Annotated in this window: 21 protein-coding genes; 12 read left to right on the forward strand and 9 right to left on the reverse strand. The window is 39.5% G+C overall.

What is annotated here, in order from left to right; translation table 11 throughout:
* Positions 1-37: 37 nt before the first annotated feature.
* A complete protein-coding gene (ispG, locus tag B4N43_RS24270; protein WP_286736757.1) occupies positions 38-2,047 on the reverse strand; it encodes a (E)-4-hydroxy-3-methylbut-2-enyl-diphosphate synthase in 2,010 nt (669 codons plus the stop codon).
* Positions 2,048-2,092: 45 nt separating this feature from the next.
* The gene (locus B4N43_RS24275; protein ID WP_286736759.1) at positions 2,093-3,043 is read right to left on the reverse strand and encodes a LiaI-LiaF-like domain-containing protein; all 951 of its coding nucleotides are present in this window, start codon (positions 3,041-3,043) and stop codon (positions 2,093-2,095) included.
* Positions 3,044-3,289: 246 nt separating this feature from the next.
* Here B4N43_RS24275 and B4N43_RS24280 point away from each other — a divergent pair, with 246 nt between their 5' ends.
* From B4N43_RS24280 to B4N43_RS24290, 3 genes are all read left to right on the forward strand, one after another.
* Entirely contained in the window at positions 3,290-4,024 is a 735-nt protein-coding gene (locus B4N43_RS24280; RefSeq protein WP_286736761.1) for an MlaE family ABC transporter permease, read from the forward strand.
* 9 nt (positions 4,025-4,033) lie between these two features.
* Complete coding sequence (locus B4N43_RS24285) at positions 4,034-4,792, forward strand: ABC transporter ATP-binding protein (protein WP_286736763.1); 759 nt, start codon at positions 4,034-4,036, stop codon at positions 4,790-4,792.
* 107 nt (positions 4,793-4,899) lie between these two features.
* Positions 4,900-5,805, forward strand: coding sequence for a class I SAM-dependent methyltransferase (locus tag B4N43_RS24290; protein WP_120333215.1), 906 nt, complete (start codon positions 4,900-4,902; stop codon positions 5,803-5,805).
* A gap of 80 nt (positions 5,806-5,885) precedes the next feature.
* Here B4N43_RS24290 and B4N43_RS24295 read toward each other — a convergent pair whose 3' ends face one another.
* The 3 genes from B4N43_RS24295 to B4N43_RS24305 form a co-directional block, all read right to left on the reverse strand.
* Positions 5,886-7,664, reverse strand: a complete 1,779-nt coding sequence (locus B4N43_RS24295; RefSeq protein WP_286736765.1) for a hypothetical protein — start codon at positions 7,662-7,664, stop codon at positions 5,886-5,888.
* A gap of 83 nt (positions 7,665-7,747) precedes the next feature.
* Positions 7,748-8,590, reverse strand: a complete 843-nt coding sequence (purU, locus tag B4N43_RS24300; RefSeq protein WP_286736767.1) for a formyltetrahydrofolate deformylase — start codon at positions 8,588-8,590, stop codon at positions 7,748-7,750.
* Positions 8,591-8,627: 37 nt separating this feature from the next.
* Positions 8,628-10,481: a DNA topoisomerase IV subunit B gene (locus B4N43_RS24305; RefSeq protein ID WP_286736769.1), complete on the reverse strand. Its 1,854-nt coding sequence runs from the start codon at positions 10,479-10,481 to the stop codon at positions 8,628-8,630.
* 167 nt (positions 10,482-10,648) lie between these two features.
* Here B4N43_RS24305 and B4N43_RS24310 point away from each other — a divergent pair, with 167 nt between their 5' ends.
* Together B4N43_RS24310 and B4N43_RS24315 are read left to right on the forward strand one after the other, a co-directional pair.
* On the forward strand, positions 10,649-11,797 hold the full coding sequence (locus B4N43_RS24310; protein ID WP_286736771.1) for an SPFH domain-containing protein: 1,149 nt from the start codon (positions 10,649-10,651) through the stop codon (positions 11,795-11,797).
* 23 nt (positions 11,798-11,820) lie between these two features.
* Entirely contained in the window at positions 11,821-12,930 is a 1,110-nt protein-coding gene (locus B4N43_RS24315) for a zinc finger domain-containing protein (protein WP_075994177.1), read from the forward strand.
* A gap of 73 nt (positions 12,931-13,003) precedes the next feature.
* Here B4N43_RS24315 and B4N43_RS24320 read toward each other — a convergent pair whose 3' ends face one another.
* From B4N43_RS24320 to B4N43_RS24335, 4 genes are all read right to left on the reverse strand, one after another.
* On the reverse strand, positions 13,004-13,999 hold the full coding sequence (locus B4N43_RS24320; protein ID WP_286736773.1) for a hypothetical protein: 996 nt from the start codon (positions 13,997-13,999) through the stop codon (positions 13,004-13,006).
* A gap of 34 nt (positions 14,000-14,033) precedes the next feature.
* Positions 14,034-15,143, reverse strand: coding sequence for a hypothetical protein (locus B4N43_RS24325; protein ID WP_088162938.1), 1,110 nt, complete (start codon positions 15,141-15,143; stop codon positions 14,034-14,036).
* A gap of 10 nt (positions 15,144-15,153) precedes the next feature.
* Positions 15,154-15,900, reverse strand: a complete 747-nt coding sequence (locus B4N43_RS24330; protein ID WP_286736775.1) for a hypothetical protein — start codon at positions 15,898-15,900, stop codon at positions 15,154-15,156.
* A gap of 237 nt (positions 15,901-16,137) precedes the next feature.
* The gene (locus tag B4N43_RS24335; protein WP_046671961.1) at positions 16,138-16,635 is read right to left on the reverse strand and encodes a cupin domain-containing protein; all 498 of its coding nucleotides are present in this window, start codon (positions 16,633-16,635) and stop codon (positions 16,138-16,140) included.
* A gap of 196 nt (positions 16,636-16,831) precedes the next feature.
* Here B4N43_RS24335 and B4N43_RS24340 point away from each other — a divergent pair, with 196 nt between their 5' ends.
* From B4N43_RS24340 to atpH, 7 genes are all read left to right on the forward strand, one after another.
* Positions 16,832-19,057: a helix-turn-helix domain-containing protein gene (locus B4N43_RS24340; protein ID WP_286736777.1), complete on the forward strand. Its 2,226-nt coding sequence runs from the start codon at positions 16,832-16,834 to the stop codon at positions 19,055-19,057.
* Between the two features lie 83 nt (positions 19,058-19,140).
* Entirely contained in the window at positions 19,141-19,356 is a 216-nt protein-coding gene (locus tag B4N43_RS25625) for an AtpZ/AtpI family protein (RefSeq protein ID WP_075994172.1), read from the forward strand.
* Positions 19,353-19,739 carry a hypothetical protein gene (locus B4N43_RS24345; RefSeq protein ID WP_075994171.1) on the forward strand — a complete coding sequence of 129 codons (387 nt, stop codon included), beginning with the start codon at positions 19,353-19,355 and terminating at the stop codon, positions 19,737-19,739. Before B4N43_RS25625 ends, B4N43_RS24345 begins: the two co-directional genes overlap by 4 nt.
* A 105-nt stretch (positions 19,740-19,844) precedes the next feature.
* Positions 19,845-21,041 (forward strand): F0F1 ATP synthase subunit A, encoded by a 1,197-nt coding sequence (atpB, locus tag B4N43_RS24350; protein WP_227550270.1) that lies wholly within the window; start codon positions 19,845-19,847, stop codon positions 21,039-21,041.
* Between the two features lie 34 nt (positions 21,042-21,075).
* Positions 21,076-21,264: an ATP synthase F0 subunit C gene (gene atpE / locus B4N43_RS24355; protein WP_021188666.1), complete on the forward strand. Its 189-nt coding sequence runs from the start codon at positions 21,076-21,078 to the stop codon at positions 21,262-21,264.
* A 96-nt stretch (positions 21,265-21,360) separates the two neighbouring features.
* Positions 21,361-21,861 carry a F0F1 ATP synthase subunit B gene (locus B4N43_RS24360; RefSeq protein WP_046671966.1) on the forward strand — a complete coding sequence of 167 codons (501 nt, stop codon included), beginning with the start codon at positions 21,361-21,363 and terminating at the stop codon, positions 21,859-21,861.
* 29 nt (positions 21,862-21,890) lie between these two features.
* Positions 21,891-22,433, forward strand: a complete 543-nt coding sequence (gene atpH / locus B4N43_RS24365) for an ATP synthase F1 subunit delta (protein WP_075994169.1) — start codon at positions 21,891-21,893, stop codon at positions 22,431-22,433.
* Positions 22,434-22,452: the final 19 nt, after the last annotated feature.

Below are 22,452 nucleotides of genomic sequence, written 5' to 3' on the forward strand. Positions count from 1 at the left end.
CCCTTTGCTGTTTTATGTTAAACTTGATTTGTTAATTTTAGTCTTGTTGTATTTCTTCGATCCACAGTCCATCATCTTGAATGATCTTGATCAATTCGTCTAAGGCATGTGCAGAACTCACATTTTTCTTAACGATCTGCTGACCTCTATATAGCGTCACTTTATCAGGCCCCGCCCCAACATAACCATAGTCAGCATCGGCCATCTCTCCAGGGCCATTAACGATACAGCCCATGATACCAATTTTTAAGCCTTTTAAGTGATTGGTACGGCTTCGGATCATCTGCGTGGTTTCTTGGAGATCAAATAAAGTTCTGCCACAACTTGGGCAGGAAATATATTCTGTCTTGGATATTCTGGATCGTGTTGCTTGTAGAATTCCGAAAGAAAGCGAAGCGATGTTTTCCAATGCTGTTGCCGGAGAGTCAATCCAAATTCCTGCACCCAAACCATCGATTAATAACGCTCCTAGATCAGTAGAGGCGTACAGCTGTATTTTTGAAATAGGTTCTTCGGGATTCATAAAATCACCAATGGGTCCTGAGAAATCTTCTTCCAAATAAGAATGTTTGATAATGACAGGATTATCGATACCGATTTCCTGTAGGTTTCGAAAGAACTGTCTTTGATCTGCCATACCGTGCAAATAATCGGTTTCTACTATAAATACGACAGTTTTGTCAAGCTGTAAAGATTCAAACAGTGGGGTTAACAAATCTGAATTACAGATTTTGACCATATTCAGGACTTTATCCTTGTTGTCCGACTTTACGAATTCGTCTAAGGTAAAGAGGGGATGAATATTAGTTTGATCGGTAAGTTTTGACCAGGTGTTATAGTTATATACTTGCTTCAGATTTGCCGGCATCGTAAAGGATGGCAAATTGTCTGCGAGATAGACAAAATCTACAGACTGCTCACCCATGTGGTATTTATCTAATAAGATATCATAGCGATAGCCAACTTTAGAAAGGATCTGAGCGTCTTTCAGATTTTCTTTAGAAATGTCGACCACAATCCTTGGTACCAAAGAGCCTCCGATAAAGGTATTTACTTCCTGGCTGGCATAAGGAACATTTGGTGTCTCTGGAGAGAGCTGAACAATCTCTTGTTTGGGCTGACTCTCGAGGTTTGCCTTTCTTTTACTGTATCTATTGACAAGTGCTATGGCGACTGGAGCTTCCCGTTCAGGCTCTTCGGTTAACGATACACGTACAGTATCACCCAGTCCATCTTCCAAAAGTGTTCCGATGCCAACGGCAGATTTTACACGACCATCTTCACCGTCTCCAGCTTCGGTTACACCGAGATGTAGGGGGTAGTTCATGTTTTCGGAAACCATTTTTTCGACCAGCAATCGGTAGGCTTTGACCATGACCTGTGGGTTGGATGATTTCATTGAGATACAGAGATTGTAGAAACTCAGATCTTCACACATCCGGATAAACTCCATGGCAGATTCGACCATCCCTTCGGGGGTGTCGCCGTAATGACTCATGATCCTGTCCGACAGTGAGCCGTGGTTGGTACCAATACGCATGGCGGTACCATTTTCTTTGCAGATATTTACGAGCGGAGTGAATTTTTGATAGATGCGCTCTAACTCACGCTTGTATTCAGCATCGGTATAAGATAGCTGATCAAACTTTTTCTTGTCTGCATAGTTACCAGGATTGACTCTTACTTTCTCGACGATACGAGCGGCAACCTCGGCAGCATTTGGTGTAAAATGAATATCAGCAACTAAAGGGACCTTATAGCCTCTTCTGCGAAGTTCATTTTTTATGTTAGCTAAATTTTGTGCTTCTTTAATACTAGGAGCGGTAATACGAACGTATTCGCAGCCCGCCTCAACCATTCGGATGGTCTGCTCAACCGAACCCATCGTATCCATTGTATCTACTGTAGTCATACTTTGAATACGAATGGGATTATCGCCACCCATGGGAATATCACCGATCTGAATTTCCCTCGTTTTCCATCTCGAATAATCTACCTTGGAATTGCAATAGATTCCAGGTAATGTCAACATATTACTTGTGTCCATATCTAACACAAAGTTAGCTTTTCTTGACTAAAAATTGGCTGTCAATTAATATCTTCTAATTTTTATTGACGCGATGCCACCGTTGATGTCGAAATCGAATTTTTGAGCGGCCGAATCGTAATTTGTCGATTTTACCTCGCCTTCACTTTTTAGGAAATCGCCTTCATAATCTGTTGAGGATAATGCATTGTCGCTTGTAATGCGGCAGGCAGCATTTTTTGGGATGGCGATCTCAATAGAGGAGGCTCCAGCATCCATCGAAATTTTAGTTGTTGCTAGGGGTTGTCCTAATTTTAACTTCAAGCTAGTAGCTCCAGCATCGATATCCAATGTTTCTATCTTGTAGGGTGAAAGATCCAGCTTGGCATCAATTGCACCTACATCAAAATTCAGATTCCATAGGATGTTAGGGTTTAAAGCGATAAACGTATTGTTGTTTTTGCTGTTAAAATCCTTGTTTTTGAATTTTCCCTTTAGGTTGATATCTAATTTGTCGGGGGACTCTCCATGTACAGTTACGCCCAGTAAATATTCTTTTGATGTGTTAAATGCCGAGAAGATTTCTGTCGTAGTGCTACTATCATTTCTTAATGAGGTGGCCCCCAAATCGAGGTTTAAGGTAGCGCTATGGATTTTATCGTCCAACGGTACAGTTAGTTTTTCTGTTGAATAGTTTGTTTTGTCATTGGGATCATCTTTATCTCTAACGCCAAGGGTCTTACTTTTTAAGAGTTGATTAACGAGCGATTCCTTTGGTGTCGACAATCCTATGTACGTAAGAAAACCTAAAATCACTACGGTAGAACCAATGGCGACAAACTGTCCAATCTGTTGGTCTTTGGGTACCAGCATACGAATTCCAGCAAGGACAATAAACAGCGGCCAGTATCTAAAAATACCTACCCAGTTGAAAGAAATCGTGTTGAGCTGTGATAATAATAAGACAACTCCTATAAAGAGAATGGTGATACCAGTTGTTATTCTTCGTGTATTCATAACTAATTCCGTTTGTTAATATGTCTCAAAAGTAAGTCGCTTTGAGAGATACCGTATGAATGTTTAGGCTATTATACATAAAAAATCGGTAAATGTGACTAATTGATCGGTAAGTAATTTCGTTTTTCGTATCCTTTTTGGGTTTTTGCTTGTTTATATATTTGCTGGAATTAATTACCTTTAATGGATTGCTTGGTTTAGTATAGCCGTAAAATTGGCGTAATACATTGAAATTAAATAGATAATATGATCTTTCATCACATTGGTGCATATCTCATACTCCTGAAATCAGTTTTTAAAAGACCGGAGAAAGGTCGAATTTATTGGAAGGAAACCGTATTGGCAATGACCGATATCGGTATAGGATCTTTGGGGCTTATCGTCATTATTTCTACCTTCATTGGAGCTGTTATGACCATGCAAATTGCCTTTCAAATGGTTTCCGATTTGATCCCAAATTCTATTATAGGTTCGATCAACCGGGATTCAAATATTTTGGAATTGGGACCAACGATCTCAGGGTTAGTCCTAATGGGAAAAATTGGGTCGTCTATATCTTCACAGATCGGATCCATGCGCGTTACAGAGCAAATTGATGCTTTGGAAATTATGGGGATCAATGCCCCTGGTTATTTGATATTACCCAAAATATTGGCGGGTATTACCATGATTCCGATGTTGGTTATTATTTCCATCGTATGCGCATTAGTGGGCGGTCTGTTGGGCGGGTCACTTTCGGGTGCTGTGACACAGGAGGATTATATTTTAGGAATTCAGGATGGCTTCAACGGTTTCACGGTGACAGTTGCCCTTGTTAAAGCTGTTGTATTTGGTTTTATTATTACCTCGATATCTGCTTATAAAGGGTATAATGTAAAGGGAGGAGCTTTGGAAGTTGGACAAGCTAGCACAGAAGCAGTTGTAGTTGGCTGTATAACTATTCTTGCTGCAGATTATGTGATAACCGCATTAATGCTTTAAAAAGATTTTATGATTCAAATCGAAGATATTAACAAGTCATTTGGAGACAATCACGTTCTGAAGGGTATCAGTGCAAATTTCGAACCTGGAAGAGTGAGTTTGATTATCGGGGGGTCGGGTTCCGGAAAGAGTACTTTATTGAAATGTATTGTGGGCCTGCATCAACCGGAAAAAGGAAAGGTGATTTTTGATGGCAAGGATTTTACTCGGATGAATTTTGAAGAGCGCATTCCTATTCGAAAAGAAATAGGCATGCTTTTTCAAAATTCAGCGCTGTTTGATTCGATGACGGTAGAACAAAATATCATGTTTTCGCTGGACATGTTTACGGATATGTCTAAAGCGGAGAAATTAGATCGGGCAAATCATTGTCTGGAACAGGTTAATCTGGAGGGAAGAAATAAATTGTTTCCTGCGGAACTATCGGGGGGGATGAAAAAGCGGGTTGGAATTGCACGCGCAATTAGTATGAACCCCAAATACCTTTTTTGTGATGAACCCAATTCGGGATTAGATCCGGAGACTTCGATTGTTATTGACGAATTGGTGCTAAAAATTACGCAAGAATTGAAATGTACGACAGTCGTTGTTACACATGATATGAATTCTGTGATGGGAATCGGTGAGTATATTTTGTTTCTCTATAAGGGACAAAAATTCTGGGAAGGTTCCAATAAGGATATGATGCGATCGGATGTGGAAGAATTGAACAACTTTGTTTTTGCAAGTCCATTAATGAAAAGTGCTAAAGCTTCAATGGGGCAATAACATGTGAGAAGAGGGTTTTATTGCGCTTAATTTTAGGTGTTTGATCTGCGTTAGCATCGTGCAGATTTCTTTTATATTGAAATTTAGCTTAGTTTTGTCGGAAAATTTTGATTTTGGCAGCAACAAATATACAACTATTGACCCCACAGCATTGGAAGGACTATGAACTCATTGACTGTGGTGATTTTGAAAAACTGGAACGTTTCGGTGATTTAATTTTAATCAGACCAGAACCTCAGGCTGTATGGCCTAAGGCATTAAGTGATGCGGAGTGGAACAAGCGTTACCATATCAAATTCAAAGGTCGTTCGGCTACTTCTGGAGAATGGTTGAAGAAAAATCCGAAGGTTCAGGACCGTTGGCACATCGAATATAAAAATAACGACGTGGCAATCAAATTTAGATTGGGCTTGACATCTTTTAAACACGTCGGGATATTTCCGGAGCAGGCTGTAAATTGGGATTATATTTCGGAATCTGTTCGTTCATTTAAGACGGAGAAACCGAAGGTTCTAAATCTTTTTGCATACACTGGTGGAGCTTCTTTAATAGCAAAGGCTGCCGGCGCGGATACAACGCACGTAGATTCGATTAAACAGGTTGTTACCTGGGCTAATGAAAATATGGAAATTTCCAATTTGGATAACATTCGTTGGGTGGTTGAAGATGCTTTGAAGTTTGTAAAACGTGAGCTGAAAAGGGGTAATACGTATAATGGGATTATTTTGGATCCACCGGCATACGGACATGGGCCGAAGGGAGAGAAATGGAAATTGGAAGATCACATTATGGAAATGATGACTGAGGTCGTTCAACTATTGGATCCTAAAGAACATTTCTTGATTTTAAATACGTATTCATTGGGCTTTTCTTCTGTTATTGTTGAAAATTTAATTAAGACGGCTTTTCCAAAAGTGGAAAACTTAGAAATAGGGGAGTTGTTTTTACAAGCAACTGCAGGACCAAAACTTCCACTTGGCGTATTTGGTAAATTTCGCAAAATAGCGAAGTAAGACCTTTCAAAAAATTCTTTGATAACAACACGGGGTGCTTATTAAAGCGCCCCGTGTTTGTTTTAAGCTATATCAGGGAGTTAAATATGGATGTCTTTTAAACGTAGTGATGCAAGTTCAAGCTGTCTGGGTATCGCTGTGCTGATGTTTTGTGGAATAAGCGATAGGTGTTGGGTAAGCTCGTTGTAATAGGTTATTCCAGCTTGCAATTGTGCTTTGAATTTGGCTACATATTTTATCTTTTTATCGTTCATGATATTTTTATTGTCTGTGACATATTTTTGAATATGATCGATATAAAGGTTGAGTTCGTTAATTAAAATAAAAGGTCTGTTGTCATTTTCAAAAACCGAAATACGGCCATAGATGTGGTCGATCATTTCCCGCAAAGAATATTGTTTTTTGAACCAGACAAGATTTGGGCCTGGGCAGATGGATACAGCGGTCTGTTCTTTGTTCTTTTGGATATTGTACTTAAGATAGGCGGGTGCTGCGAGCCCTTCACAAAGACAGGTTTTTTCCGTAATGGCGTCAAAGGCTTTATCGTATTCCGCAGCGGGCAGGTTTTGTTTTTGGAGTTCCTGGATCTTTTGATGTTGATAGACGCGTGATGCGGTGCAGATCGGTTTATCACTAAACTCTGTGTTCGAAATAAGGTATTCTTTTTTACAAGGGCTACCGGGGCGCCCTTTTTTTATACGTTCCAATCGTAGGTACTCCGCGCCACTTTTTCTGAAATTGTTAAAGGGAATTCCCAAGGGAGATGCCCCACTACAGTAAAAGTCTTCTTGCTTGGCAGTTTCCAATGCTTTTAAGGTTTCTTGATCTACCGTGGTTGCTTCGGGAACCATCAGAAATGGGGATCCCCATCCTACGGCATCGAATTCATAATAATTTAACAAGAACTGATGTTCTGAAGCAGTTCCCACACCTCCTTGAACTGTATACTTGATGATAGGGGGAGTTGTTAATGAGCGCCCTTGGGAAGTCCAATATTCGTGGTATATCTCGAAAAGTTCGGTTTTCAGACTTTCTTTTTTCTCTTTAAACTCCTGAAGGATTGGCCCCAGAAGAAAACCATCGGTTGCGAAGGCATGACCACCGCAGTTCAAACCGGATTCTATTCTGAATTCAGATACCCATACACCACGCTTAGCGAGATATTTTGCCTGGATGAGTGCCGATCGAAAGTCACTTACTTTCAAAACGATCTTTTTGTCAAATAAACCCTCACTATTGGGGAAGAAAGCCGGTAATTCAGCGAGGTAAGCGTATAGGTGTGGATTCATCCCTGCGGAAAGGATAAGAGAAGAATGCAGGGTGGAATTGGCAAAACCTCGTAAGGCTGCTGAAGCATCCGAATAACGTTGATCCAATAGATTACCATCCTGGTAATTCATTTTATCTACTTTGGACATAATATTAACATCGATGTCTCCCGCTTTGAGGTAATTGATCAATAGATCTTGCAGCTCGGTTTTAATCGCGCGATTGCTTTCAATTTCCATCGCATGATAAATTGGTTTTGAAGGGTGTGAATCGGGTAGAAGCTGAAAATATTTGGTAAGTTCGGAATTTTCGGTAAAAGGTTGACGCTTTAAGGCCTCGATTTGCCTATTGACCACAAACTGTACAAGATTGAGATAGGCCGTAATTCTTTTTGCTCGGTAATCGTCTTCTGTTTTAGCGATCGGATGATAGGAGATTTGATATTGTCCGCAGTAATAGCGGCGCATGCGCTCGATTAGTTCATCGTCAACAATAGACATTACGGATGAGATACCGTATTGTGCGACCTTAAGTGCGGAGTCGATGGAGAAAGCTAAGCCTAATACGGGGATATGAAAAGTATGCGTCATTCTTAAATATTTCTTTTACGAAATAATGGAGAATAACGCTGAAAAAAAGTAATGATTGTTTTATGGGGAAATGATTGTAATCACTATTCAAATACAATTGTCTTGTAATCGTTGCGCATCACACGATCTTCGCTAAGGAGACGAATTGCTCTGCTCAAAACAGCCTTTTCTATTTCTTTTCCGGCAGTTACCATATCTTTTACAGTATAGGTGTGGTTGACATGTCGTATATCCTGTACGATGATGGGGCCCTCATCGAGTTGATCGGTAACGAAATGCGCTGTGGCGCCGATGATCTTAACTCCTCTTGCATGAGCCTGCTTGTACGGGTTGGCACCAATAAAAGCGGGGAGAAATGAATGGTGTATGTTAACCAGTTTATTTTCAAAGATACTGACAAACTGAGGGGACAAGATCCGCATGAACTTCGCTAAAATAATATAATCGAAATGATAGTTTTGGATTTGTTCAATCAGTTGTTTTTCGAATGTTTCCTTTGTAAGGTTTTCATGTGAGATACAATGAAATGGAATATCGAACTTTTCCGTAAAGGAGCGTAGTGATTCATAGTTACCAATTACTGCCTGCACCTCCGCTCCCCATGTTTCGAAGTGTTGTCTTACTAAGATATCGGCAAGGCAGTGATGCTCCTTGGTCACGAGGACGACGATTTTTTTGCGGTTATTGGGGTTTATCTGTATCTGAGCAGATGGGGGAAGTACTTCGGCAAGGGAATCGGAAAGCTGTTTCTGCTCAGGTACGATACCGTTACATACGACACGCACGAAAAATTTGTTGGCTTCTTCATCCACATATTCACGCATGGTGACAATATTGAGCTGATATTTTGCTAGCGTATTTGAAATGTTGGCGACCAATCCAACGGCATCTTGACATTGGATCAGAATTAAGGTTTGGTTGTGCATGAAAGGTGGTTGTAGGTTGCTAAAAAAGCGGGTTATTTTAACCCGCTTTTTTTGTTAGTTCTTCTTCAAGGTCAACTTCAACACGTAGATTTTCGACAATATGTTTTTGCCGGTCTGGTGTGTTTTTGCCCATGTAATATTCTAATAACTGTTGAATTTTATTGTCTTTGGACAAGATAACCGGATCAAGGCGGATATCTTTTCCGATAAATAATCCGAATTCGGAAGGTGATATCTCACCTAAACCTTTGAATCGGGTAATTTCAGGCTTAGCGCCTAATTTTGCGATTGCTTTTTGTCGTTCTTCATCGGAATAACAATAGATCGTTTCCTTTTTGTTGCGGACACGGAAAAGTGGTGTCTGTAAGATGGAAACGTGACCAGCTTTGACAAGGTCTGGAAAAAACTGCAAGAAAAATGTCAATAACAACAGACGGATGTGCATTCCATCGACGTCGGCATCGGTAGCGATAACGATATTGTTGTAGCGTAATCCATCGAGACCGTCTTCAATATTAAGCGCGTGTTGTAAGAGGTTAAATTCTTCGTTTTCATAAACGATCTTTTTGGACATGCCGTAGGAGTTTAACGGTTTTCCTTTTAAACTGAAAACTGCTTGAGTCTGCACATCCCGCGATTTGGTAATGGAGCCAGATGCAGAATCCCCTTCGGTGATAAACAAAGTTGTTTCTTGGTTACGTTCATTTTTATCGCTGAAGTGCACTTTACAGTCACGTAGTTTACGATTGTGCAAAGAGGCTTTCTTCGCTCTTTCGTTGGCGAGTTTTTTGATACCGGCGATATCCTTACGTTCACGTTCTGATTGGAGAATACGTTTTTGAAGGGCATCAGCTGTTGTTGGATTTTTATGTAGGTAATCATCCAATGCTTTTTTGACAAAGTCATTGATAAATCCTCTTACAGTAGGACCTTCCGGGCCTACACTTTGAGATCCTAGCTTTGTTTTCGTCTGTGATTCGAAAACAGGTTCCTGCACTTTGATCGCGATGGCGCCGATGATTGATGAACGAATATCCGATGCGTCAAATTCTTTTTTGTAGAACTCGCGGATTGTTTTGACAAGCGCTTCACGGAATGCAGCCTGGTGTGTTCCACCTTGCGTGGTATGCTGACCGTTGACAAAAGAATAATATTCTTCTCCGTACTGCTGGCCGTGAGTCATCGCGATTTCAATATCATCCCCCCGTAAGTGAATAATCGGATAGCGCATGGATTCAGCATCAATATTCCGTTCCAATAGATCTTTTAGTCCGTGCTCAGAAATAAACTTTTGCCCATTAAAGTTGATCGTAAGACCTGAGTTTAGAAAAACATAGTTCCAGATCATGTTTTCAACAAATTCAGGCCTATATTTATAATTCCGGAAAATAGAATCGTCGGGGTAAAATGTTACGGCTGTACCATTTCGTTGCGTGGTATCCTTTTGTTCATCGTTGACTAATTCCCCTTTGGAGAATTGGGCGATGCGTGTTATATTTTGACGATAAGACTGTACGGTAAACTGACTGGACAAAGCATTTACGGCTTTTGTACCGACACCATTTAAACCAACTGACTTTTGGAAAGCCTTACTATCATATTTACCACCTGTATTGATTTTAGAAACAACATCAACCACAGAACCAATTGGAATACCACGTCCATAATCGCGTACGGAAACTTTATTTTCGTTTACCGTGATATCAATAATTTTACCAGCGCCCATAACAAACTCATCAATAGAGTTGTCAACGACCTCTTTCAATAAAACATAGATACCATCATCATAGGCCGAACCGTCCCCCAATTTTCCAATGTACATTCCCGGACGAAGGCGAATATGCTCTTTCCAATCCAGGGACCTAATGCTGTCTTCGTTATATGTACTCATAAATTAATGTAGAACTTAGCTAACAAAAGTAAAAAAAATAAACTACGATAAGTAGTTTAAAAGGCTAAATTTTTTAGATATCGATAGTTTGCGTGCCGCCGGAGAAAATTGCTGGTTTGATGGGAAATGTTTACATTTAGTGTAAGTAATTGTAACGAGAATAATTTATGGGATTATTTGATAAAATCAGGAATGAGTTTGTCGATATTATCGAATGGGTCGATAATAGCACAGATACGATTGTGTGGAAGTTTCCACGGTATCAGAATGAAATAAAAATGGGTGCGCAGTTGACTGTGCGGGAAGGACAGGCTGCGGTATTTTTGAATGAAGGCGTGGTTGCGGATGTCTTTCAGCCTGGTCGCTATGAATTGACAACACAGAATATGCCGATCATGACAACCATCAGAGGCTGGAAATATGGGTTCAATAGCCCCTTCAAAGCCGATGTCTATTTTGTCAACCTTCGACAATTTGTCAATCAGAAATGGGGAACCAAAAATCCGATTATGCTGCGGGATCCTGAATTTGGACCAATTCGACTTCGGGCTTTCGGTAATTTCTCTTTTCAGGTGAAGGACGTTACTGTTTTTATGAAACAGCTGGTTGCGACGACGCCTGTTTTTACTGTTGAAGATATCACAGAACAGCTTCGAAATATTGCGGTATCGCGTGGGATGGATGCTATTGCTGAGTCGAAGATACCAGCCTTAGACCTCGCATCCAATTATGATGAAGTTTCGGCTTTGATACAACAAAAAATTGGGGTTGATTTTGATGAGTTGGGTTTGAGCTTAACGAAATTCTTAATCGAAAATATTTCATTCCCAGAAGAGGTGGAAAAAGCCCTTGATAAGCGAAGCAGTATGGGAGTCGTTGGTAATCTAGGGGCATATGCCCAGTTTCAAGCCGCTAATTCCATGGAGAAAGCTGCTGAGAATCCGAATAGTGGGGGGATCGTAGGTGCTGGATTTGGTGCTGGGCTGGGAGCAGGAATGGTTGGTCAAATGGGCAATGTATTTCAGCAAAACAGCTTTGATGGGAATAATCCTACTGGTACGGGATCTGCTGCTGCATCTTCAGGGCCTGTAGGACCGCCTCCATTGCCCAAAACGGTAGCTTATTACCTGGCCATTAAAGGTAAACAGGAAGGGCCATTTGATCCGGAACAGCTGCGCGGTCTGATAAAAGATGGGACGATGACACTTGCCACCTTGGTTTGGAAAGAGGGACTTGAAAACTGGATTGAGGCTGAAAAGGTAGGCGAATTAAAGGATCTGTTTTCGCAGAACCCGCCACCGATACCAGGAGTTTAGGATAAAACGGACGACCGAGTTTTATGAGTTTTGAAGAAAAAACCTCCGAAATAGAGCAGGGGTTAAAATGCCAGGGCTGTGGTGCTATTTTGACTTATCAGCCTGGTACTTCCTATTTAGAGTGTTCCTATTGTGGAACTAGGAATGAAATAGCGGATCAGCTACCGGAAGATGGGCATATTGAATCTACAGATTATAAAGTTTTTGGACAAGCAATGGAAGGAGTCGCTGATGAGCGCTATAGCTATTTGGCTGAAGTTGTGCATTGTAGTAACTGTGGCGCAAACTCGCGTTTGAATCCTCATGTTACGGCAGATTTATGTGCTTTTTGTGCTTCACCTTTGGTAATTGACCATCAGCAAAAGCGTATTGTGAAGCCACATGGTCTTGTTCCCTTTTCCGTTGATTACAAAAATGCTTTTGGGCTATTGACACAATGGGCCGGTAAGATATGGTTCGCTCCGAATGACTTTAAGCGAATTTTTAATTCAAGAAATGATCGTTTAAAAGGAGTGTATATACCATTTTGGTCCTATGATGCAGATGTACATTCTGATTACGTCGGGTCACGTGGAGAGTATTATTATGTGACGCGTACAAGACGCAATTCGGATGGTGAGACGGAAGAATACGAAGAAAGACGAACAAATTGGTATCCAGCTTCAGGTAGTATCTATAGTCAATTTAAGGATATTGTCATTTCGGGATCAACATCTCTTCCCGAAAAGTTCTCTGATAAAATCGGACCTTGGAATTTGGGCTATCTAAAACCTTTCAATGAGCAATATTTAAGTGGCTTTATCGCTGAAACTTTTAGTGTGGATCATGTAAAAGCGGCGGAGACTGCCCGGACTATAATGGATCGGGAAATCGAACGTCAGGTTGAGAATGACATCGGTGGTGATACACAGGATATTGATTCTATTGATAGCGATTTTAAATCCATTAAATTGAAGTATATTCTTTTACCGGTGTGGTTATCAGCTTATCAGTACAAAGGAAAGAGTTATCAGATCATGGTCAATGCATTTAACGGTAAAGTTTATGGACAACGACCTTATAGCTTTTGGAAGATCGCTTTTTTGGTATTGGCGATCATTATTGTTTTATATCTCTTGAGTTTTATGGGATAACAAAAAAGGTTGCAAAAAAAAGCGCTGTTCTCAATAAAAGAGAACAGCGCTTTTTTTATGCTAATCGTCTTGACTATTTGTTTAGTGAAAGTAGGAATCCGATCGTGAAATTGGCATCCCAATCAAATACGAAGGTGTCGCAATTGGTTGCATCTTTAATTGCTTTATAGATGTTGACACCGCTCTTTGTTTTTACTTTATCTGTTTTGTAAGATGCTGGATCGTTCAAAACCGTAAAACGCTCTTCACCTTGGCGTGTCTGCGATGCTAATTCAAAAGGAACCCCGCCTATAATAAAACAAACTTCTCTTTTATTTGCTGGAATTTTTTCGCCTAATTTTTTTACTTCTGTATAGACCGCATCATCTTTAAGGTCTTTTTCATAATATTTCGCACCAGGTGCTTCTACCGATTTTGTGTCACCGTCGATCCAGGAGATTTTGGTGTTACCTGAGCCAATATCAACAACAAATGAATTGTCTTCGTAAGCTTTCGGAAGAACCGATTTTAACGCTAATTTTCCTTCTTGCTCCGCTGTAACCAAGTTGACCACAAAGCCCATTTTTCTTAGTTCAGCACTGATAACTGAAGTTTTAGGTTCTTTTTGAGCTCCAGAGCTAATGACGAAATGTATGTTTTTGGATTTGACGCCTTTGTCGAGCATCATGCCTATATAATCTTTTAATCCTTTACGGATGTCTTCCGTATTTGCCAATCCTTCGTAGGCAAATGACTTTCCAAAGTCTTTGGAAATGATCTCCCAGCGATTTTCTTTGTCCATATTGACGACAAAGGAATTGAAACCCGAAGCGCCCACTTCAACGACACCCTTGTATTCGCCGTCGACTGGTTTTTCGGGTTGATAGTTGAATGAACGAGTTGTTTCTGAGCCTGATGAAGGTGCGGCCGCATGACCATTATTGCTTGTTGAATCTGTTGTTTGGACTGTCGAATTAGCATCAAATTTGCCCGATTGAATGGCCCAATAACCGATTGCGAGAATAGGTAAGGCGATGATAATTGCTTTGATTGGCCATCTTAATCTTGCCCATGTTGATTTTTCTTCCATAATGTTCGTATAATAAGTTTGATTTTAGTTAATATTAATCGAGTAATGTAAATCCTTTATCTACTTTTTCTTCGGGTTTGAGTTCATAGCTGGCATCGGCCATTTGCGTTACGTTTAATACATTTAGATTACGTTCGTCAACTTTGCGGATAAACTCTTCCAGTTCACCTTGAGTAGGCGTGCCACCCACGGTGATGTTGTTGTTTTGATCCAAGAAATCAAGATTCGATCGGATAGAGGCAATATTTTGACTGATGGCACCTGTTGCTGCATTCATGGCCTCTTGAAATGCCCAACCATCTTTGATATTGAACACATCGGCTAGGCCATCGGTGGCATTTTTCATCTTTTGAGTGGCTTCTAGCTTCTTGGAAATAATGGAAATGCTGCTATCTAAAGTGCTTACATAGATACGTGCTGCGCTTTCATTATCTTTTAGGACTTCCAATACTTTTGCAAATTGATTGGCATATTGGACATAACTGCGCGCATTTTGCTCTTCAGATTCACCTTCTTTTCCCAATAGAAATGCTTTGGTACGGGTTTCTTTGGCATCTCTTGCATAAGCATTGGCCTTCTCTGCATTATTTTTGCTCGTTTCTTCCTTTGATTTCTCGTCGAGATTGGCCGCTTCAGCGGTGAAACGTTTCGCATAAGTGTATTTTTCTTCTGCTGTTTTTTGAGCAGTTTCACCGCTTTGAATCATGTCGATGCGGACACCGTCTACATTGCTGATTTTTTCCTTCACACGTTTCAGGGTGTCTTTTGCATCTCTTGATAACAGTTGTAAGGTTTCGATAGGGTTATTTCTAATGATGGATTTTTCACCTTTAAAAAGTAGGACGGTTCCCAATCGGTGCAATAGCGCAATAATCTTTGGGGCTAGCAATAATAAGGTAATCAGGATTATACTGAATATCACAAAAAGTATACTTTTGCCGGCGTATTCCAACATAATCGGTAAGTACTTGAAAAAAGCAAAGGCTCCACCAAGTAAAAGTGCCCAAAAGAAGATCGACGAAGCTGTCTTCTTCGCTTCTGGTGATTTTAATTGTGCAGGCAGATGATCGCCCAGTACTTGAAATATTGGAAGTTGCGTTTTTATCTCAGCGGGAATATTAACATACTGATCTTTTCTTTCCATTGATTTATTTTTATGTTATTGATTGATTAATCATCCGCAATGCAGTGTTGATTTCGGTGACCACTTCATCAACGGCCGCATTACCGATGTTTATTTTTTGTTCGATATCTTTAATTCTTGGTTCGTACTTTTCATTAATTTGTCCCAAAGCGAGCTGTTTTTTCTGTAGATCATCTTGCAATTTGGCGATATTCTCCGTTATTGTTTTGATTTCGGTGTTCAGATTTGCAATCTCCATGGTTCGGTCCTGTTCAGTCTTTTTCTTTTCAGCCTGTTTTTGTTCCGATTCTTTGGCAATGGTTTCTTTCAATTTATTAGCATAATTTGTGCCAGTTACAACCAGTTTATCTTTGGTTAACGAACTGTCTACAAATTTCAGTGAAGTATAGGCGGCTTTTAATGTGTTTTCCTCTACTTTTCCCATTGCAGCAGCAGCGTTCCATACTTCGAAAAAATCTACACCCTGTTCGTTGAGTTTTTCAAGAATGGCATAGACCTTTAATTTCATTTCTTTGAGATCGGTTGTTCCATCATTGGCTGTTATAGGGATTGGCGGCGGTGTTTTTCCAGTTGGAGCCTGAGCCGTGGGCGATGAATATGCCGTTGGTACATGGGGTCTTTCAGGAGCAGCATTAGTGCTCGGAGTCGGGGGGGCTTGTGCCGGTGGAGTTTGCTGCGGCTGATCGTCCTCAAAAATTAATTTCTTTAGACTGTTTAATATACTGGATCCTCTTTTAGTATCGTCGTTGCTCATCATGTCATAGTTGATTATATCTCTACTAAAATAATAAAAATTAATATTCTCTTCTAATGAATTGCGCTATGGAATACCCGAAATGGACATGGGGGTGATAGGAGCTTGGATAAAAGCGATGAAATGCAAAGTAGGGAGAGTGAATCGGTTGCTATGGCACTTTATGTTTGGGGTAAAAACAAAGATTCCCAATTGTTGATTGGGAATCTTTGTTTGGGCGGTAACGGTCTTGTGGGACTATTATCTGCCAAAATCATCTTGTACGCGAACAATATCGTCTTCATCAGAAGGATTGTTGGCATCTGTGTGCTGCCATATCTCGGCTAAAATACCGAAGCCATCCAATCCAATTAAACGGTGACGTTGCCCTTGACGCAATCTAATCGTTTCGCCTTCTTTCAATGTTGAAACAACCGATTCTTCATCTGTGTCAGAAACCATAACGCCTACGTTACCTTGGATAACACGCCAGATTTCGGCACGACGGTGGTGATATTGCCATGAAAGTCTTTTCTCTGGTGCAACAATTAAAATTTTTGGACTTAATTTCCCTGAGATTCTTAATTCTTGTACATCCATTCCGCCGAAGTATTCATCGGCAAATTCTTGTGCTTGGGATTCGTCGATAACGAAAAATCCTCCCCAAGGGCGTGCAGCATCTGATTTATCAATACGAAAACCTTTGGATGTCAGCATTTCCTGTACTTTTTCAAACAATGCGATTTTATCTATAGCCATATTAAAAATTCTAAAAATTTGTTATTCGTTAATTCAGTTGCTAAATATAAAAAAAATCCATTAATATTTTAAGTTAACCGTTTTAGCTTTATCTAAATACGTTATAATGGAGCTGTTTTGGATATCCCTAGCTATAATATGTCGCGTGAAGTTAAAAATGAAATTGCTAATTTTGTGATCAATCTAATTTCAGGATATGTCAAACTTTCAAGTCGATCGGGAAAATACTGCATTTATGCAGGCTGTTGCTTTTGTTAACCAAACGAACCAAAACATATTTATAACAGGAAAGGCTGGTACAGGAAAAACGACGTTCTTGAAGTATATCCGTGAGCATAGCTACAAGAAGATGGCTATTACGGCACCCACGGGCGTCGCTGCGATGAATGCGGGCGGAACCACTTTACATTCTTTATTTTGGCTTCCTTTTGGGACCTTTATTGAAGATTATGAGTTACGTTGGGACGAGCAGGATAGTCATATTTACAATAAATCACGTTTATTCAGCACGATTAAACTGACCAAGCAGCGCAGGGCTATCTTGCAGGAACTTGAGCTTTTGGTGATTGATGAGGTTTCAATGGTCCGTGCAGATACATTGGATGCGATTAATGTGATTCTGCAATCTGTTCGTCGCGATATGCGACCTTTTGGTGGTTTACAAGTATTGTTTATTGGAGATTTATATCAGTTGCCACCAGTAGTGAAAGATGCCGAATGGAATGTTTTACGGGATCATTATTCTTCTGTTTTCTTCTTTAACGCTAAAATTTTAAGGGATAATCCGTTGGTGATGTTAGAGCTTAATAAAATCTATCGTCAGCAAGATGAGGGTTTTATTTCCATATTGAATGCCATACGAAACAATCAGTGTACCAGTGATATGCTCACGACCTTAAATGGTTACTATCAGCAGGACTTTGTTCCAAATGAGGCGGAACAGTATATTACATTGACCTCCCATAATCGAAATGCTGATGAAATAAACGGAGCCAAGTTGGCCTCATTATCAGGTAAAATGTTAAATCTTAAGGCTGTTGTCAAAGATGATTTTGCGCAGGGTTCCTACCCTGCTGAGGAAACGTTATCCTTAAAGATAGGGGCACAGGTGATGTTTATTCGAAACGATTCGGGAGATGAACGTAAATATTACAATGGAAAGATTGGTACGGTAAAGGACATCGATACGGTGCAGGGCACAGTAACGGTTACATTTCCTGATGGATCGGAATCTGTAACGGTAAAAAGGGAGACCTGGGAGAATATTCGGTATAATTACGATAAGGGGCAAGATCAGATTAAGGAGGAGATATTGGGTACATTTTCGCAATTTCCACTTCGACTGGCCTGGGCTATCACCATTCATAAAAGCCAGGGCTTAACTTTTCAAAAAGCAATCATCGACGCAGGGACCTCTTTTGCCGCGGGACAGGTGTACGTTGCATTGAGCCGTTTAACGAGTTTAGATGGGCTTGTATTAAAATCGATCATCCCTTCTTATGCTATCCGTACAGATTACCAAGTTGTCGAATTTGCGCAGCGTGCTCAGGGACAGGCTGATGTAAATGAGATTTTGGAGCAATGCCAGCGGAATTATCTTGGCCAGATTTTAATGCATGGTTTCCGTTGGGACGGTCTATTGGCCGAAACTTCTGAGTTACTGAAATCACTTGAGGAGCGTAATATTGATGGAAAGGAACAAGCAGTACTATTTTTTCAACAATTGGTCAAGCACCTTCAGACCCAAGAGAAAGTTGCACATAAGTTTATTGTTGTACTGTATGATTTGTTGCGAGATAAAAGCGCGATCGATTATGATGTAATCTGTGAACGTTCTACCGCTGCGGTCAATTGGTTTTTACCGAAAATGGATGTAGATCTGATTGAGGCTTTAACCAAACATATCGAAGAGTACCAGATACGAAAACGTACGAAGAAATATATTGACGAGTTAAAAGCATTGTTGCTTGATTACAAGCGAAAACGTGAGCAGTTGCAACATTGTCTGCTTATTGCTGATACGCTTTCCAAACGGGAAGATTTTCAAACAGCGATGCTCGATGTTGCTGCCAGTGTGAAGACCAAAGAAAAAGACGAATTGGCTGCACAAAATGCAGATGAAGAGGGGCCTAAGAAGTTGGATACAAAGGAGATTTCCTTAGAAATGTTTAAGGATGGGATGAGCATTGCTGATATAGCGGTTAAGCGCGGGATGGTCGCTGGTACGATATATGGGCATTTAATTAACTTTGTTGGTACGGAAGTGGAAGCAACAGAGTTGATCGAGCAGGAGAAGTTGGATCGTATTCTTGGTGTGATACGTGCAAATCCGGATAAATCCTCTTCAGAACTTAAAATGCTTTTGGGGGCAGATATTGATTATCCGGATATTAAAATTGGACAAAAAGTTTTGGGATTGTAGGCAATAAAAATTTATAGCGTATATTTGTAACAAATTGTGTGATATAGTTTGTTGAAAGCCCATTGATAACCTTAAGATTGCTTATGGAAAACAAGAAAGATCCTAACAAGTGGCTTGTGCTGACGACTATTTCAACCCAGATGGTTTTTACCATTTACGCATTTTATTTATTAGGGGATTGGCTGGACGGTAAGTTTCATGCTGAGAACCAACTATGGATGAAGATCTGTACCCTTGGAGGGATTGGAATTTCTCTATATCAAGTCATTAGACAAGTGAATCGATTAAACGATAGATGATAGTATATATAAAGCAGGCCCTTATTTTATTTTTTGTTGCGGTATTAATTTTTGCCGTTCATTTCTTTTTGTTAAAGTCTTTTGATGGTATACATTCCCTGGAAGATCTACATTTTCCATTGTATGAAATTTATATTTTTCAACTGATATTATCCGTGATCATCATGGTGGGGATAAGTTACTGTTCGCAGAAATTTCCGCAATATGTTGGTTTTGTTTTCTTGGGATTATTGACTTTAAAGTTTGTCCTAAATTATGTATATATCCATAATGGGTTGGCAAAACCGCAGGCTGATATTTTAAAATATAACTATTTGATCGTTGTCGTTTTATTCCTTTTTTACGATGTTATATTTGCTTACAAGGCTTTAAACAAATCCTAAGGGAGAAAACGATAGTTTTTTCAAAAAAATGTAATATTAAAGTAGCTTTTGTGCTTTATATATAGTATTTTCGCAAAAAATTTTAAATAACATAATAGTAGTATCGTGAGTCTTAAAAGAACACTTCAATTTTTAGCAGTTATTCTGTTTGCAGTTGCGCCATTTTTAACAAAGGCGAATGAGGATGCACACGGAGAAAAATCGCAGGCTGAGGAAATCAATAGCCATATTGAGCATCACTTACAAGATGATTATTATTTTAGCTTCTTTTCGGATGAAGAGACAGGTAAACATTATGGTTTTTCATTGCCGGTAATTTTGATCGATAATGGCTTGAAAGTTTTTATGGCTTCGGCATTCGATCACGGTAATAAAGTTGCTGAGGTTGACGGTCAATATTATGCATTGTATCACGGGAAAATTTATAAGACTGATGCTACTGGTAATTTGACTGGTCATGAGTATCGTAAAAATGCTGATGGTAGCTATGTTATGACTATAAATGAAGATGGAAAAGAAGAGAAAAAGGAATTTGAAACTTCCTATGTGATTGGTTCTCATGAAATTCATGATGCTGTCGATTTTCATCCATCTGTAGCGATGCCTTTAGATTTTTCGATCACTAAAAGTGTTGTTGGTTTGTTTTTGGCTGCATTTTTAATGTTTTGGGCATTTATTAGTTTGGCTAAAACATATAAAAAAGGTGCTAACAATTTACCTAAAGGTGTTGGACGTGTATTGGAGCCTTTGGTTATCTATGTACGTGATGAGATGGCTATTCCAAACATTGGTCATCGTTACAAGGAATTCATGCCTTATTTATTGTCTGTATTCTTTTTGATCTGGATTTTAAACTTGGTTGGTTTGACACCACTAGGGTTTAACGTTACAGGAAACATTACAGTAACTTTATGTTTGGCTCTTTTTACATTCTTAATTGTGAATATCAAAGCAAACGCAAACTACTGGAAGCATATTTTTTGGATGCCAGGAGTTCCGGTTCCATTTAAATTTGTTTTAGCGCCAATTGAGGTATTGGGATTGTTTACAAAACCATTCTCTTTGATGGTACGTTTGTTTGCAAATATTACAGCTGGTCACACGGTCGTAATGGGACTGATTGCAATTGTTTATTTATTGCAACACCAATTGACAGTAGTGGGTAGTATCGGTGTTTCCATGTTCTTGACAATCTTCTTGATGGTTATCGAATTATTGGTAGCATTCTTACAAGCATTTATTTTTACGATGTTGTCATCCTTATTTATCGGTATGGCTGTTGAAGAACATCACGATCATTAATTAGTAAATTTTTTAATTATTCAAATCATACATTATGTACAATTTAATTGGAGCCGGTTTAATCGTTATCGGTGCAGGTTTAGGTTTAGGTAAAATTGGTGGTTCTGCAATGGAAGCTATCGCTCGTCAACCAGAAGCAGCATCTAAAATCCAAACTGCAATGATTATCATTGGTGCCTTACTTGAAGGTTTAGCATTCGGTGCTTTATTATTAGGTAAATAGTCACAACGGTTTTATGGTATAACCTGCAACGGTTGGTTGCAGGTTATATTATTCCTGAATCTTAAAAAATAAGAATTATCATTATATAGTATAACAATGGATAAATTAATACATTCGTTTTCGTACGGTTTGTTTTTTTGGATGGTCATCGTCCTTGTGGTTATTATCTTTTTATTAGGTAAATTCGCATGGAAACCAATTGTTGATGCCCTAGACGAACGTGAAAAAGGTATTGCAAGTGCTTTGGAGGCTGCTGAAAAAGCTAAATTAGAAATGGCTCGTTTAACAAATGAGAACGAACAATTACTAAAAGAAGCTCGCGCAGAACGCGATGTTATCCTTAAGGAAGCAAAAGAACTTAAAGATAAGATTGTAGCCGAGGCAAAAACTCAGGCACAGGCTGAAGGTGCAAAATTGATTGCACAAGCAAAAATCGAGATCAACGAACAAAAGAATAAAGCTTTGGCTGAGGTTAAGTCTCAGGTCTCTTCTTTGTCTTTGGATATTGCTCGTAAAGTGTTAAACAAAGAATTTGAGGACCAAGGAAAGCAAGAAGCTTTAGTAGCAGATTTGCTTAATGACGTTAAATTGAACTAATCCGGTCACTCAAATTACGAAATAGAATTATGTCAGTATTTAAAGTAGCATCAAGATACGCTAAGTCATTAATCGACTTGGCTAGCGAGCAAGGCTCACTGGAAACAATCAAGGCGGATATGGATTCATTCATTGCTGTTTTGAAATCCAGTACAGAATTGCAAGCTGTTTTTGCCAATCCTATTGTTCCTTTGGACAAGAAGAAAAACATATTGGATGCGCTATTTAAAGATAAGATCAATCCAAATATCTTGGCATTCTTTAAGATCATGATCAATAAAGGTCGTGGCGAGATTGTTTATGCCACTGCTCAAGAATTTATTCGTGAGTACAACGAGGTAAAAGGAATTGTGAAAGCTACAGTTACATCTGCAGCGCCGCTTTCTGAAGCTAATTTGGCAGCGATGAAAGATGTACTTGCGAAAGAAACCAACGCTCAAGTGATATTGATCAATAAAGTTGATCATAGTTTGATCGGTGGATTTGTAGTCAATATCGGCGATCGCCAAATTGATGCAAGTATTGCTGGTAAGTTGAATAAATTGGAAAGATATTTGAATCAGAATAATTAATTTGTTCTGATACTTGAAG

It is taken from the genome of Sphingobacterium sp. UBA1897, assembly GCF_002337775.1.
Taxonomy (GTDB): Bacteria; Bacteroidota; Bacteroidia; order Sphingobacteriales; family Sphingobacteriaceae; genus Sphingobacterium; species Sphingobacterium siyangense.